The 13,986-nt window shown below is 61.5% G+C and carries 14 protein-coding genes; 12 read left to right on the top strand and 2 right to left on the bottom strand.

The annotated features are described in order from the left end of the window. Positions 1-445 precede the first annotated feature (445 nt). Positions 446-1,027: a hypothetical protein gene (locus tag ABLE43_RS17180; protein ID WP_018250421.1), complete on the top strand. Its 582-nt coding sequence runs from the start codon at positions 446-448 to the stop codon at positions 1,025-1,027. 135 nt (positions 1,028-1,162) lie between these two features. Here the strand turns inward: ABLE43_RS17180 and ABLE43_RS17175 are convergent, their stop codons facing one another. Beyond that, complete coding sequence (locus ABLE43_RS17175; protein ID WP_018250420.1) at positions 1,163-1,387, bottom strand: hypothetical protein; 225 nt, start codon at positions 1,385-1,387, stop codon at positions 1,163-1,165. Between the two features lie 534 nt (positions 1,388-1,921). Here ABLE43_RS17175 and ABLE43_RS17170 point away from each other — a divergent pair. From ABLE43_RS17170 to ABLE43_RS17120, 11 genes are all read left to right on the top strand, one after another. After that, positions 1,922-2,212 carry a hypothetical protein gene (locus ABLE43_RS17170; protein WP_348979604.1) on the top strand — a complete coding sequence of 97 codons (291 nt, stop codon included), beginning with the start codon at positions 1,922-1,924 and terminating at the stop codon, positions 2,210-2,212. After that, on the top strand, positions 2,202-4,547 hold the full coding sequence (locus tag ABLE43_RS17165) for a type IV secretion system DNA-binding domain-containing protein (RefSeq protein WP_348979603.1): 2,346 nt from the start codon (positions 2,202-2,204) through the stop codon (positions 4,545-4,547). Before ABLE43_RS17170 ends, ABLE43_RS17165 begins: the two co-directional genes overlap by 11 nt. 2 nt (positions 4,548-4,549) lie before the next feature. After that, positions 4,550-7,795 (top strand): MobF family relaxase, encoded by a 3,246-nt coding sequence (gene mobF, locus ABLE43_RS17160; protein ID WP_425475285.1) that lies wholly within the window; start codon positions 4,550-4,552, stop codon positions 7,793-7,795. Positions 7,796-7,847: 52 nt separating this feature from the next. Next, a complete protein-coding gene (locus ABLE43_RS17155) occupies positions 7,848-8,351 on the top strand; it encodes a DUF2726 domain-containing protein (RefSeq protein WP_348979601.1) in 504 nt (167 codons plus the stop codon). Then, a complete protein-coding gene (locus tag ABLE43_RS17150; protein ID WP_348979600.1) occupies positions 8,348-8,650 on the top strand; it encodes a hypothetical protein in 303 nt (100 codons plus the stop codon). Before ABLE43_RS17155 ends, ABLE43_RS17150 begins: the two co-directional genes overlap by 4 nt. A 52-nt stretch (positions 8,651-8,702) precedes the next feature. After that, on the top strand, positions 8,703-9,533 hold the full coding sequence (locus tag ABLE43_RS17145; RefSeq protein WP_348979599.1) for a CsgG/HfaB family protein: 831 nt from the start codon (positions 8,703-8,705) through the stop codon (positions 9,531-9,533). Positions 9,534-10,005: 472 nt separating this feature from the next. Then, positions 10,006-10,467, top strand: coding sequence for a hypothetical protein (locus ABLE43_RS17140; protein ID WP_348979598.1), 462 nt, complete (start codon positions 10,006-10,008; stop codon positions 10,465-10,467). A 43-nt stretch (positions 10,468-10,510) separates the two neighbouring features. Further along, the gene (locus ABLE43_RS17135; protein WP_348979597.1) at positions 10,511-11,008 is read left to right on the top strand and encodes a hypothetical protein; all 498 of its coding nucleotides are present in this window, start codon (positions 10,511-10,513) and stop codon (positions 11,006-11,008) included. Between the two features lie 329 nt (positions 11,009-11,337). After that, entirely contained in the window at positions 11,338-12,024 is a 687-nt protein-coding gene (locus ABLE43_RS17130; protein WP_348979596.1) for a ParA family protein, read from the top strand. Beyond that, positions 12,017-12,394, top strand: coding sequence for a hypothetical protein (locus ABLE43_RS17125; protein ID WP_348979595.1), 378 nt, complete (start codon positions 12,017-12,019; stop codon positions 12,392-12,394). Before ABLE43_RS17130 ends, ABLE43_RS17125 begins: the two co-directional genes overlap by 8 nt. Positions 12,395-12,449: 55 nt before the next feature. Further along, entirely contained in the window at positions 12,450-13,043 is a 594-nt protein-coding gene (locus tag ABLE43_RS17120; RefSeq protein ID WP_348979594.1) for a hypothetical protein, read from the top strand. Between the two features lie 187 nt (positions 13,044-13,230). On the opposite strand, the gene ABLE43_RS17115 is transcribed toward ABLE43_RS17120, so the two are convergent. Further along, positions 13,231-13,908: a recombinase family protein gene (locus ABLE43_RS17115; RefSeq protein WP_348979593.1), complete on the bottom strand. Its 678-nt coding sequence runs from the start codon at positions 13,906-13,908 to the stop codon at positions 13,231-13,233. Positions 13,909-13,986: the final 78 nt, after the last annotated feature.

Here is a 13,986-nt window from a genome sequence, read left to right as displayed (position 1 = left end):
TCCCCCCACGCCAGGCGAGCGGACGCGCGGCCGCCCTGGCGCGGCCCCGACGGGCCGCGCGCGGACACCCGCACGCCCGCTCGCCTTCCCCCTTCCGGTAATGCGCTGCCGCCGCCTTTCCCGGCCCGCCCGACCAGCTCGCCAGCGCCGGAGAATGCCGCGTGCCGGGAAAGCGCGGTCGCGGGCATCGAGCCCGCGCCCGCGCTGCTGCCGCGCGACTGTCCGATGCGGTATCGAGTACCGCTGAACAGGAACCCATTTTGTTGGCGGGGAAGCGCCGGGCCGGGCATCGAACCCGGCCCGGCGCTGCTGCCGCTGGCAGATCCTTGACGTCACCTCGCACGATGTCGGCCATGCCACCCCTGCCGACCAGCGACGTGCCCGTCGCACGGCATGTTGGAGAGGAGCGGGAACGGGAAGAGCGGTTCCAACGAAGGAGGTCGAGATGACCATCACGTTCCGCATCGATGACGGCCATGACGTACACGCCGTCCCGCCCGCCGAAATCACCCGCGACCAGCTATCCGTCCTGTGCGATTACCTGCGCGCCCAATCCGAGCGTCTCGGCTACCCGCTTATCGCCCACGAATGGGGCACGACCGATGAACCGGAGTTCGCGTTCGAGGCGCGCGTCTGCCCCCTTCCGCTCGCTTCGCTCAGCGCCATCCTCGACCACGGCGAAGCCGCGATCGCCGTCCTCGACGAAGCCCAATTCGCCGCGCGGCGCATCCGCGTGCGGCGCGAGGAGAATATCGGGCTGGTGATGATCGAGGTCGCATGGACCCATGACAGCGCACCAGCGCTCAACGTCGCCAATGGCAATGCCTATGCCCTGCTTGAAAGCCTCGGCCTCGATGCCGAGTCCTTCGGCGAAATCCCGCTTGCCGAACTGCGCCGGCGTCTCACCGATCCGGTGATCCACGACCGCCTTACCGCCGACCCCCATCTGTCGCGCTACCTGCCCTCGCTGGTCGCCATGGCCCGGACGAAAACCAATCCGCCTGACGCCAGTCTCGCATGGGCATGAACGCCCTGCCAAACCCCGACTAACCCGTCTTCATTCCGACCCGATACGGGGCGCGCGGCTTCGCCGACGCGCCCCTTTTTTTGCCTGACACCTTTGGAGAACCGACCGGCTACGCGCCGATGGTCCCGGCCGGCTTCAGGCTGACGCCTTCAGCCGCTTCTCGACTTCTTCGACGCCTAGCGTCTTCACCACCCTCATCAAGCCATCGAGCCGGTCGAGCGGCAGCTTGAGCAACCCCGCTTTCTCGACCGACTGGATCGCGGCCTCCCGCAACCTGCCCTGATGCGCCTTGCGACGCTCCGACAGCTTGCGTTCCTCGGCCTCGATCGCGGCCAGTTCGGCGTCCAGTGACTTTGCCATTTCCATCGTCCTTTTCGTCAGGCTGATCGGGCTCTGAACACAGCCACTCTACCCCCGACAATTCACAACGCCAAGCAGCCTCTCGGACCCCAGCGAAAGACCCCACGATGATATCGGCCGACGCCATAAACCCCGGCGTGCGAAGCACGCCATCCAGCACCCATTTCCGCCTCACGTCGGACCCGATCCTCGGTGAAACCGGGACACGGCCCGGAGCTACCCGGAGCACCAACCAGCACCGATACAGCACGGAGGATATGGGACTACAGTAGTGCACACCTTACGCAAGCTTCGCTTGCCGTTTTCGGCGGATTTCCGCCACTTTTTGAGGTTCGCCGATGTGATCCCAACAGAGTTGCTTTCGATCCCAACCGACTTTCTGCCAGAAAACCGCAGAAATCCGCCATTTTTGCTGGGATCGGTTGGGATCGCTTTTTTGCCGATCAACGCGCCCAACATGTTGCGCGCCCCTGCCCGGCTACGCTAAGGTAGCAGCGCTTGAGAACCCACCATCCTCCCTGCCTGGAGGTTGGTTTGAAGATCCCTTACGTCCAACGAACCGTCCGGTTCGACCCGCAGCAATATGCGCGCCTGGAGGAGGTTGCCAGCAAGCATTCCAGGTCGATGGCTGACGTCATGCGCATAGCAATCGCGCACTATCTCGACGGCGAGCAGAAGCGCACCGAGAGCCAGCTTCGGCACCTCCGAGTGACCGAATATATGCAGGTCGCCCTCGATGCGATCATCCGGGAGAACCACCCGGAATTGCGCGACAAGCTCATCGTCGAAACCGACCATCGCGTGAGGCTCTACCATGGCGCGTGATGACCCCAAGGCGTCGGGCCAGGAGCCCCGCAAGGACATCCGGAACGACCGGCGTCCGATCCCTCAACAGCACCATTCCGCGCGCGGCGATGCGCCACGAAACTCGGGCAACTTCACCCGCGGAAGCCAACTCCTGAACACGCAGGTGCTCATGTGGCTGCAGGGCATAAAAATGCCCGTCTACATGTGGCTCGGTGTCTTCGCGATCGCCTACTTCACGATCCTCTCGATCACGCTCGACGAGAACAACGTCCAGCTGATCTGCATGCGCATCTTGTCGTCGCTCTGGGACTGGATCTCGTTCGACGAAATGAAGCAGGTCAACCTTCGGCTTCCCAACAACGCAGTGCGTCACACGTACATGGGTTACGTGCCCTATGTGCCCGAGGTTATCCTCGCTTGGCACAAGGCAGTAAGAGGCCTGCTTGGCTCGGTTGCCATCGCCTCCTGCATCACCGTCCCTCTGTCGATCTGGTATATCGATTTCTCGGCCCGTCGCGGCAAGGCTATGATCCAGGAACGTCACGAGCGCGGCGCCATGCTGGTCGAGCGCGATCTCCTCTATTCCGAGATCGCTCAGCACAACAAAGTGGAGTTCATGAAGGAGGCTGCCCGGCTGTTCCCCGGCAAGACGCCTGACTATGTCCTGAGCCTTAAATTCAAGGCGCGGAAAGCGGGGGGTGTGCACCACCCGTACAGCGTCGCCGGCATCCCCTTCCCGCACCGTCTCGAGCAGTCGCACTTCATGACGCTGGGCACCACTGGCTCGGGTAAGACGACGGTCTTCCGCAAGCTCTTGGCGCAGATGCGGGAGCGCGAAGATACCGCCGTCGTGTTCGATCTGACCGGAGCCTATGTCGAGGCTTTCTACGACCCCGAACGGGACACGATCCTGAACCCGGCCGACGCCCGCTGCCCGGCCTGGACGATCTTCAACGACTGCCATTCCTATAGCGATTTCACCGCTGCGGCAGGCGCCCTCATCCCGTCCGACGGCGGTGCCGCGGACCCCTTCTGGGCGCTCGCTGCGCGCACCCTTTTCATCGAAATGTGCATGAAGCTCATCGAGAAGAAGATGACCTCCAACAAGGCGCTCGCGGACAACCTGATGACCGCCGACCTGAAGCTGGTTCACAAGCACCTCGCCAACACCATCGCGGACCCGATCACCGCGCCCGAAGCGGCAAAAATGGCGGAGTCGATCCGCGCCGTCTTCAACACCAATGCACAGGTTCTGCGCTTCCTCCCCGACGACGGTCCGCAATACTCGATCCGGGACTGGATGACGTCCGAGAAGAAGCCGGGTTCGATCCTCTTCATCACCTCGAATTACACGGACCTGGAGATGAACCGGGCGCTGCTCACGCTGTGGTCTAACCTCGCGATCCACTCGCTGATGACGATGAAGAAAACCCGCGATCTGCGCACCTGGTTCGTGTTCGACGAGCTCGGCGCTCTGCACCGCCTGCCTGCAATCGAAAGCGGCCTCCAGACCGCGCGAAACTTCGGCGGGGCGATGGTCCTAGGGCTCCACTCATTCGACAAGCTGATCCAAGTCTACGGTGAGGAAAATGCCCGCAACCTGTCGTCGCTGGCGCGGACGAAACTGATCCTAGCCGCGGCCGACCTCGACACCGCTGAACAGGGGTCACGCTACATCGGCAATCGTGAGATCCGGCAGATGGATGAGGGGTATAGCTACGGCTACAATAACACCCGCGACGCCTCGACCCTGACCCCCCGCAAACAGATAGAGCCGCTGGTCATCCCAGATGACATCATGAACCTGCCCAGCCTGCACGGGTTCGTGAAGTTTCCGGATGGATTTCCGGCCGCACGCATCCGCCTCGAATACGAGCATTACCCGACCGTAGCCGAGGGCTTCATTCGGCGCAGACCCGGCACGCCGGACGCGCCTGATAAGCCTGTTCGCGGAGGAGGTGGCAAGCCGCAGGGTGGTGATGTTGATGTGGGGCGTGGTGACCTGCCTGTGGCGGTTGAGGAGCCGGTATCGGCGGCAAACGAGGCGAATGATTTTGCCGCCAATATTCTGTCGCAGCCGACTGAGGGAGAGGTCGATAATTCGCGCGACGGGATGCCGATCGAGGCGACCGCGCGTAGCGAACCGCAGGTGCTCTTGGCTGACATGCGGGAGCGTCCTAGCGGCGACCACCGTGCCGAGGGCACGAAGCTATCGGACGGCCAGGCTGTGCAATCGCGCGGCGATCATCAACGTGAGCAAAGGGACAACACGGCGCAGGAAGCCGAGCGCTCCGAAGACCTGTCTATCCGGGAGGCACGCGATGCGTTCCCGGATGACGGATACGGGCTGTAACGATGCTCTCCATGGCATCGGTCAAGTCGGCGTCGGGCGCCGCCAATTATTTCGGCAAGGACGACTTCGTCAGCGGCGAATACTACACCGATGAGAAGGCTGGCGAGGTCAGCATCTGGGGCGGCGAGGGTGCGGCCGCAGTCGGGCTTGGCGGGACCGTCTTCAAGGAGACGTTCGCTAAGGTCCTGAATGGCGAGTTACCCTCCGGCGAACGTGTTATGGATCAGCGCGACACGCGCCGACCCGGCTACGATCTGACCTTTTCCGCGCCGAAGTCGGTGTCGGTAATGGCCTATATCGCCGGCGACAAACGCATCCTCGGGCCGGACGGCGCGCACACGAAGGCGGTCCAGCAGACGATGGCCTGGGTCGAGAAGAACCTTGCCGAAACGCGTATAACCAAGGACGGCAAGACCGAGACCGTGAAGACCGGGAACCTGGTTTATGCGCTGTTCCAGCACGACACTAGCCGCGCACTTGATCCGCAGGCGCACATTCACGCTATCGTAGCCAATCTGACGCGAGGGCCGAATGGGAAAATTCATGCCCTGCACGCTGACCGGATCTGGTCGAACAACACCGTTATCGGCTCGATCTACCACAGCCACTTGCGCGACGAGTTGGAGAAGCTTGGCTACCAAGTCCGGCTCGACGGAAAACACGGCACATTTGAGATTGTCGGGGTTCCGAAAGAGGTTCTGGAAATCTTCAGCAAGCGGCGGGACCAGATCCTAGAGAAGGCCGCGGAACTCGGCATCGTCTCCCCGGAGGGGCGCAACAAGATCACGGTCAATACGCGAGATCCCAAGCTGAACGTAGAGGACCGCGAGACCGGTCTCGTGGTTGAGTGGATCAAGGAAGCTACCGCTGCGGGTTTCGACGGTAAGAAGCTGCTAGAGGGAGCCTTGAAGGCCTCGGCTGAGCGAGAAAACGCAGGTCCGATAGGACGCAGCTATCAGGCGATCGCAGACGCCGTCAGTGTCGCCCGTGAAGCGGTAGCGGGCCTTCTGCGCTCGCCCGACCCGCTCGTCGATCGTGGCTTCGTTCGTCTCGCCCAGTCGACGGGCCAAGCGAACGCTCAACTCGCAGTCGCCTCCGCCATCCGCATCCTTGGTCAGCGCGAGTCCGCTTTCGAGGTGGATCGGGTAAGCAAAAGAGCGCTCGATCTTGGTCTGAAGGGCGTCACGATCGACCATGTCGAAACTCGCATCGAGCAACTGTTCGAGAAGGGTAAGCTCCTTCCGGGGCATATCCAGGTCAACGGCCGCACCGTCGATGCCGTGACGACGATTGAAGCGATCAAAACCGAAGAAAGCATCCTGGCGAGGGTCGAGGCAGGGAAAGGTCGCGCTACGCCGATCGTCAGCCCAGCAGATGCACCGGACCGCCTACAGGCCGCCTCACCGTTTGAACTGAACGCCGGTCAGCTCGCAGCAGCGACGCTGTTGGTGTCCAGCACCGATCGCATCGTCGTTGTGCAGGGCGTCGCCGGCGCCGGCAAGTCGACCATGCTGCAGGCGACCGCGGCTGTCGCTCGCGAGGAAGGCAAGCGCGTGCTCGGCCTCGCCTTCCAGAACAAGATGGTCACCGACCTTCGACAGGGGCTGAAACCGAGGGAGATGTCGGTCGCCGACATGAAGGACGCAGGCATCGAAGCCCAGACCATCGCCTCGTTCATCTGGGAAAACCAGAAGCATGTGGCCAATCCGAACACGCCTGAAGCACAGGCGAAGCGTGCCGAGATGAAGAACACGATCATCGTCGTCGACGAAACGTCGATGGTTTCCGATCCTGACATGCTGAAGCTGCTCACCATCGCGGACGCGCTTGGCAATGAACGGCTCGGCGAGATCGGCGATCGCCGGCAGCTGCAGCCGATCGATCGCGGTAAGTCGTTCTCAGTCCAGCAGGCCGCCGGCGTCACCATGGCGCGGATGGACGAAAACATTCGCCAGCGTACCGACCAGCTGCGCACCGTTGCGGCGTTGACCAACGTCGGCAAGGCATCGCAAGCGATGCGCGTGCTCGGCGACAATGTCATCGAGGACCAAAAGCCCGCCGAGAAGGCCGCTGAGCTATGGCTGGCCCTTTCGCCCGCAGACCGCGACGTCACTGCGATCTTCGCGTCCGGCAAGGAGACGCGTGCTACGATCAACAGGGAGGTCCAGGCGGGGCTCCTCAAGGATGGCACGCTGAAAGGCGAAGGCCTGTTCCTCACCGTTCATCAGCCTCTCGGTCTTGCCAACGAGGAGCTGCGTTACGCGCAATTCTACAAGCCGGGGCAAACACTTCACGTCCAGGGAAGCGTCGATGAGGTGAACCTCCGTCATGGTGCGGCCGAGGTCACGAAGGTCTTTGGCAACGGGAAGGTGGAGATCAAGCTCGAAAGGAACGGTCAGCGGGTGCGGTTCTCGCCGCAGAAGATCGATCCGATGAAGGAAGGCAACCGCCTGGCGCTGACGACGCTCGAAACGGTGAAGATTCATGAGGGCGACCGCATCCGCTGGACCGGTAACGACAAGGATCGCGGCATCGACAATGCGGCGCTGGCGACGATCACCGGCATCGAGGGCGGCCGTGTCACCGTGGAGCTCGCATCCAAGGAGACACTGACGCTCGAAAGGGGCGATCCTATGCTGTCACGCCTCGACCTCGCCTATTCGCTCAATGCGCACATGGCGCAGGGTGTCACGGCCGATAAGGCGATCGGGGTGATGCAGAGCTTCGAGAGCAACCTCTCGAACCAACTTCTGACCAACGTGATCGTGACCCGCGTCCGCGACCAGCTCATCATGGTGGTCGACAATCTGCAGAAGCTTGGCGCGCAGCTCGATCGAAACCCGGGCACCAAGACCTCTGCACTGGAGAGCCAGGGTCGCCTCGTCATCGATGGGCCAGGCGCTCAGCGTAGAGACGCCGACGATGCCCTAAGCAAGGCAATGGAGAACCTCGACAAGAGCAGCACAGAGCCGATCCTGATTGATCCGGCCAGCCTCGCCGAGACGGACCTGCCACCCATGGGGGAGTCGACGACGGACTATTCCGACACGAAGCTGTTCGAGCGCGACATCCCGCCGCTGAAAGATGGTGACGACGCGGACCGACACGACAAGCGGACCGAACGCAAAGACGACGAGCTCGGCATGCGCCCGCTCGACATGGACGACCTCAGCGCCCTGCCCGCGATGCTCGCCTCGAAAGAGCAAGTCCGCGAGCTCCCTGAGAAGAACCTCAGCTTGGATATGTGAGCGTCCGCATGCCGCTCGAAATCAACTCCCATTCCGCAAAGGCACTATGAACATGGACAGGAATATCGCCATTCTCGCCGCCTTGCTCGGGGTGTTCATCATGTTGAAGGCGCTGTCCGGTGGCGGTGTCGGCTTCGGGGGAAGACGGCCGCTCGCCAAGCGGTTCATGACACCTCGCGAGCTTGCGATGCTCGACATTCTGGAGCGATGCCTACCTGAATATCGCTTTCACGCTCAGGTTGCGATGGGAGCGGTGCTGAAGGCCCCTCCCCGCTTGATCGGCAAAAGCCATCCCGCCGATCGCAACGCGTTCTCCCAGAAGATCATCGACTTCGTGGCGCAGGATAGGGCGACTGGGGCGGTTGTCGCGCTGATCGAGGTCGATGATGCAAGCCACAACGCTCAGCGCGACAGCCGACGCGATGCGATGACCGGCCACGCAGGCTACCGCACCATTCGGATCGGCCGGGGGGTCCAGCCTCGCATCCATGAGGTCCGCGCCGCGATCGCCCCTTTATTCCAACAACACGCCCTGAATGGGAGCAGCCGGTCATGAACGCCAATGGATTAAAGGTGCCTTCCGATGATGCCCAGAGCCTTACGGACTTGCCCGACGACGCCCTGGCTGACGAATTGCGAACGCAATCCTTCCACCTCATGACAGCTCACCCAATTGCTGCTGCGCATCTCGTGCTCGCGGCCGCGTCGATCGCGCCGACGTGCGACGCCGAGCGGGAGGTTGCCGACGAATTTTCATATGTCATTGTCGACTTCGCTCAGCAACTTGGGGTCCTTCACCGGCGTGCCGTTGCCCGTCGCGAGCAAGAAACGAGGAGCGCGGCAAATGGGCATTGATGAAAGTTACTATCCGCAACTCAAAACCACTTAACTGAACAGGGGAACAGACATGAAGCGCACGATTACAATGCTTGGTTTGCTCGCGTTCGTAGCCACTCCAGGGGCAGCACAGAAGCTCGGCAAGGGCGGGATCGGCATCGACGAGAACACAGAGGTGCCCCGCTGCACAAGGCCGCTTGGCACGATCGCGGTCGTGGAAGAGCGCGCGGCCGGCGGGACCGCGGAGGGCATTCCTCCGGGCCTGGCAGCGCTCATGCGAATGGCAGAAGCGCAAAACGGCGGAAGCCAACGCGTCGACCCCCTTCCCATCCTGAAGCTCTTGGTTTCGCAGTCCGGTTGCTTCCAGATCGTCGACCGCGGCGAGGCGTTCGACGCCCTGCAGCGAGAGCGGCAATTGGCCGCTGGTGGTGCTGTGGCAGGCGCAAACAATCAAGCGACGTTGAAGGCGGCCGACTACCTGCTTCAGGCAAAGGTCCTCTATTCAGACAACGATTCGGGCGGGAGCGGAGGCGGTCTCGGATCGATGTTCCCGGGCGGTCTTGGCTTCAAGCAGAAGGTCAAAGCCAGCCAGACGATGTTGACGCTGGTCGAGGTGAAGACCGGCATCCAGCAGGCCGTAGCGACCGGATCGGCACGCAAGAAGGATCTATCGATTTTGGGTGGCGGCATCCTGACCAACACGGGCATTGGGGCGCTTGGAGGCACCTACACCAGCACTGACATGGGCAAAATCACGTCGCTTGCGATGCTGGACGCTTTCATCAAGCTTACGACGCAGGCGCAGAGCCGCCTGATGCCAGCGGGCAGTGTCCCGGCGAGCCCTGCCCCGGCAGTGCCAGGGGGCGCTGTAGCGGCGCCCACAGCGGCTCCAAGGCAGTAGAGTGGAGGGGGGGGAAGGCGAGAAGGGTCGTTCGGAAGCGCCGGCCCCCTCCCCTTCCCTCCCGCTAGTTGAGCAACCGCGATGATGACGCAAACCGATCTATTCGATCCGGCTGACCAGAGCGACGAAGGACTCGCTCTCGAGCATGAGACTGAAGCGGTTTCGGCAGAAACGAGCCCGATCGCGGTGCCGTGCGGATTTATGGACCGGCATAATAACCGATGCCAGCGGCTCGGAAATTGGCCCGTCATGGCTGACGGCAAGCAGATGGTATGTCGGGGCCGACCGATGGTCCACTGCGATCCAGCATGCTTCAGAGGTGAAACGCCAGCACAGCGGCAGATCGAGGCTGACGCGGATGTCGTATGGGACGAGAACGCGAGTGTGCGTGACGACGAGTGATGAAGACGCTACTTTCAACGCAGCGTCAGAGACGAGCGGCTTCAGAGGTTGATCTGGTTGGAGGTATGGTATGAGTAGACACAACTTCTTTCCGAAGGACGACTATAGCAATTACAACGTCGTTGTAGGCTGGGACCGAGGGTTATCGTCGTTCTTCTTCCAGTACGGAGACGTCTGCTCGGATCTGCCGTTGAACCTATCCACCGGTCAGCGGTACGCAGAGCATCAGGAACCGGATGTTGTCGTTGCGCTAGCCATTCACTTCGCTTCCAGCGTTCCTGCGGATTTGGTCGATAGGTTGCTCGCCGATCGTGAGAACGAAGGGTCATACAGCGATATCAGTGCGCCGCTCAATGTCACCTTCTCTACCCAGGCGGACAATGGGGATGAGGTAAATACCGAGGTCTCCCGCGATAGCTTGAAAGACATGTCTGGCGTTGCCGCTGTGGCGGAATGGGTCCTTCATCAGTTTGACGTCGATGAGATCGAGGCATGGGATCAGGAGAACGGTCCGCCTCAGGGTAATGCCTGACGGCATTATGCCACGACAACATGAGAAGAGCGGTTACACCCCTATGGCGACGAACAGATGGCTTGGCACCTTTCGTGAGCCCGCTGCGGAGGTTTCTGCGAAGATAAAGCGTAAGGGCGGCACGCAATGCCCGTGCTGCGGCACCGCCGTCACCGCCCTCCCCTCTCCATGGACGATCGAGCCCTGCGGCAATTGCAAGCGACCGCTGGCCTTGGTGCACATGATCGGCCGACATCCGAGCTACCAGCTGCGGAACGTGCTGGATCTAGTCGGGTCCGCCTATGGCGTTGCAACCGTCGCCTTAGTCCTCGCCTTCGTGACCTCGGGCATGGATGCGAAGGCCTTCGCAAAGGCCGTCACGGTCCTCCTTTTTGTCATTGGTTCGTTGTTGATGGTCGACGGCGTGCTTAGCCTCCGAACAGGGGTCGATCGAACCTTCAATATAACCAGGCGGGGCGTGGCTGCGGCGATCCTAGGAGGCGGAAAGCTTTGTTCGGGCATCGCTGCCTTCATCCTCATGGCGACCGGCATCTCCATATAAGCTATGTAGTGCTATGTGTGCCGCGCACTGTGCCGCGCGACACATAGCGCGAGGCATCACGCCCGCGCGCTCCAACGCGCAGGCGGCCGCGCGTCCGGGGGCGCTAATGCAAGCGGCAGCGCGACCGCTTTGCGACGCGCGGGCGGTCGCGCCAGCGCGAGCGGGAGCGCGTTGTGATGCGCATGCGTAATCCATGGCGCTTGCGATGACGCGGGCGCTGTCGTATGCGACTGCGCGTGTATTGGCGTGACACTAGGTTGTGGAAACGGGCCGCGCGGACGCCTTGATAAGAAAATAGCGGACTAAGGCAGCTGACAGGGAGATTACTTGTGCCAGTAATTACGATTGCGCAGAGTAAGGGCGGAGCCGGCAAGACGACGCTCACACTCGCGCTGGCGTCAGAATATGCCGCCATGGGCGGTTCGGTCATTATCCTTGATGCTGATCGCCAGAAAAGCATGATGAACTGGCAGAACGACCGGGTGGAAGCGGGCCGCGGCGTAGATGACGGCATAACCGTCGTCGACGTGTCCGACATACAGGACAAGAACGTCGGTGCTGCGATTGTGAAAGCTCGTTCGCAAGCTAACCTTGTTATCATTGACTCCGAAGGCACTGCAAACTTCAAGTCATTGTACGCCTGCCAAGACTCCGACTACGTCGTCGTTCCGACACGTTCCTCCCGGCTCGATCTGGAAAGGACCGTTGAGACTGCCGAGATGCTGCAGCGTATGTGCAAAGGTGTACCGTTTCGCGTGTTGATTACACAGACCGCACAGGTGGCACGATCAAAGACGGAACTTGAGATCGATCGGCAGATTGCCCAAGCTTTCCCGGCCTTCGAAGACCGCATGCACACCCTCGATGCGTTCCGAGCAATGTCTAATTACCGCATGACGCTCGCGGAAGTGGAAGAAGCTGGCCTCGCAAAATGCGAGCGTGCGCGATCGATAGCTCAGAACATACTCGTGGCGGTGCTTGAAGAGATAAAGACCAAGGAGGGGGTTGATGCCTGATAAGGAAACTGTTGGCCAGATGGGCGACATCATCGGAACAACCCGGGAGCGTCTCGACGCGTCCAAGGGGGGTGGCGACCGTTTACGTGGGCTGGTGCCGCCCCGAGACGCTTCGCCTAAGCCAAAAGCGGCAGACATAGCCTCGCCGGCAGAGGGGAGGGGACTGCCGACCAACTACTTCCCGCAAGTGGCCGAGGAGACGGGAGTTAAGCCGAAACGTCGGCCGCAGCGCGGCCCTACGCGATCGGTGCATATTAGTATGCGGCTTGCTCCGGCAGAGCGGGACCGCTTTGTTGCCTGGTGCGAGGACAAGAACCTGAGCTTGGCAGACGGTCTCAACGAGCTGCTGGATAGCGCCGAGCGATCATAGAGCCGACCTGGACCTCCAGGGAGGCGGACGCTTAAAACGTAACGGTGGGGGCGGCATGGACGCGTTTAAGGTAGACGAGCTGTTTCCTAACGGGATCGCTCCCAAGACGTACGGCGAGATTTTAGGTGCGCTGAGGAAGGACCTGATCTCAATTCATGAGTATTCATGTGCGTCGGGTGACCTGCTCAACTCGCTTGGACGGCATACCGGTGGCGAGATCGGTCAGGTTATAACGAAAAGCGGCGAGGTGAACTTTGCAATGATCGTAGCGCTAGAGGGGATGTTATCCTCGCTAGCCGCGGTGGAAAAAAGCGAAGAAGCGATCCTTGTGGCGACGCTGCTCGCCTACCAAAAGCCATCCAAGAAAAAACGTCAGCGATGGAAGACGGCGTTGTGGTTCGCGATCGGCGCGGTGTCGACCCTCGCAGTCGTGGGCATAAGCTGGGTAGGAGGTGCCCGTACCGGATCGGTGATTGGCTATAGCCGAGCAATCGACGACCTCGCTGTCGGGGGGATGATAGAGATCAAGCGCCACGGCGACTGGGTCGATTTAACGATGGGACCAAACAACCCGGTTGGCCGGGACGATCCTGCGAAGCCGAGGCCCCGTCTGCGGCTTGAGGCCAACAAGGTTCCTGAGCTGCGATAACGGTCGCCGGATTCGATAGGTGCGGTCTTGTCAGTTGCCTCACCAACAATGTCAGTTGGGCCGGCGGGGCAGGGAGGTATTTTACATCAGTAAGGGGAGACCCGAGCGCCCGCCTCCCAAAATGTCTTCCAGCTTCCGCTACGCCTAGAAGCGCCGGCCTCGCCGGAGAGGCGAAAGAGATCAGCCGTTAGTCCAGCGCTTGGGCGGTGTCGTCAACGGCACTCGGGTCAGCGCTGTCGGAGTTACCAGCACGTTCCTCTTTCAGGCGGCGGGCAATTTTGGCAAGCAACGTCCGGCTGCAGCCGGTGCCGGTCATGATTTCACGCCAGCTATGGCCGTCTCTCAAAGACCGGGCTATCGACGCGTTCCGAGCGGTGTTCTCTGCACGCCCTTTGTAGAGACCCGCAGTTCGAGCCCGGACGACGCCTTCGGCTTGCCGGCGACGCCGATCGTCATAATCCTTGCGAGCGACCGCTGCGAGGACATCGAGCATCATCGCGTTCACCGCCGCGAACATCCGGGCTGTGAAATCGTCGGGGGTGGCTATCAGGTTCCAGGAGGTCGGTAGGTCGAGGGACACGATCCGAACCTGGCGCGCTTCAATCTCCGATCGCAACTTGCTCCAGTCGGCCGAGCTAAGCCGGGACAGTCGGTCGACCTGTTCGACGAGCAGGACGTCCCCAGGGCCGCAGTCGTCTAGAAGGCGAAAGAGCTCGGGTCGCGCTAGGCGAGTGCCGCTTTCATGTTCAACGTAGCGCGCTGCAATACGAAACCCGTGGGAGGCGGCGAATGCATCGAGGGCCGCACGGGCGCGGGTCGCGTCCTGTTCGGCGGTCGATGCGCGTAGATAGGCGCGAACGAACATGCCTTGGTCTTTTATAATCAGTCTGCTGGTGTCCAGTCTTTTTTAGTATCCCTCTCGACGGAAAGCAGACCGGAAGGA

This window comes from Sphingomonas silueang, from assembly GCF_040049155.1.
Classification (GTDB): domain Bacteria; phylum Pseudomonadota; class Alphaproteobacteria; order Sphingomonadales; family Sphingomonadaceae; genus Sphingomonas; species Sphingomonas silueang.
This window is presented reverse-complemented; position numbering and strand designations above follow the sequence as displayed.

What these genes read in the sequence shown, in the direction of transcription:
- ABLE43_RS17150 (WP_348979600.1), top strand. Translation starts at nt 8,348, where the DNA reads ATGAACGCCAATGGATTAAAGGTGCCTTCCGATGATGCCCAGAGCCTT.
- ABLE43_RS17155 (WP_348979601.1), top strand. Translation starts at nt 7,848, where the DNA reads ATGGACAGGAATATCGCCATTCTCGCCGCCTTGCTCGGGGTGTTCATC.
- ABLE43_RS17165 (WP_348979603.1), top strand. Translation starts at nt 2,202, where the DNA reads ATGGCGCGTGATGACCCCAAGGCGTCGGGCCAGGAGCCCCGCAAGGAC.
- ABLE43_RS17145 (WP_348979599.1), top strand. Translation starts at nt 8,703, where the DNA reads ATGAAGCGCACGATTACAATGCTTGGTTTGCTCGCGTTCGTAGCCACT.
- mobF (WP_425475285.1), top strand. Translation starts at nt 4,550, where the DNA reads ATGCTCTCCATGGCATCGGTCAAGTCGGCGTCGGGCGCCGCCAATTAT.
- ABLE43_RS17115 (WP_348979593.1), bottom strand. Translation starts at nt 13,908, where the DNA reads ATGTTCGTTCGCGCCTATCTACGCGCATCGACCGCCGAACAGGACGCG.
- ABLE43_RS17180 (WP_018250421.1), top strand. Translation starts at nt 446, where the DNA reads ATGACCATCACGTTCCGCATCGATGACGGCCATGACGTACACGCCGTC.
- ABLE43_RS17175 (WP_018250420.1), bottom strand. Translation starts at nt 1,387, where the DNA reads ATGGCAAAGTCACTGGACGCCGAACTGGCCGCGATCGAGGCCGAGGAA.
- ABLE43_RS17135 (WP_348979597.1), top strand. Translation starts at nt 10,511, where the DNA reads ATGGCGACGAACAGATGGCTTGGCACCTTTCGTGAGCCCGCTGCGGAG.
- ABLE43_RS17125 (WP_348979595.1), top strand. Translation starts at nt 12,017, where the DNA reads ATGCCTGATAAGGAAACTGTTGGCCAGATGGGCGACATCATCGGAACA.
- ABLE43_RS17120 (WP_348979594.1), top strand. Translation starts at nt 12,450, where the DNA reads ATGGACGCGTTTAAGGTAGACGAGCTGTTTCCTAACGGGATCGCTCCC.
- ABLE43_RS17140 (WP_348979598.1), top strand. Translation starts at nt 10,006, where the DNA reads ATGAGTAGACACAACTTCTTTCCGAAGGACGACTATAGCAATTACAAC.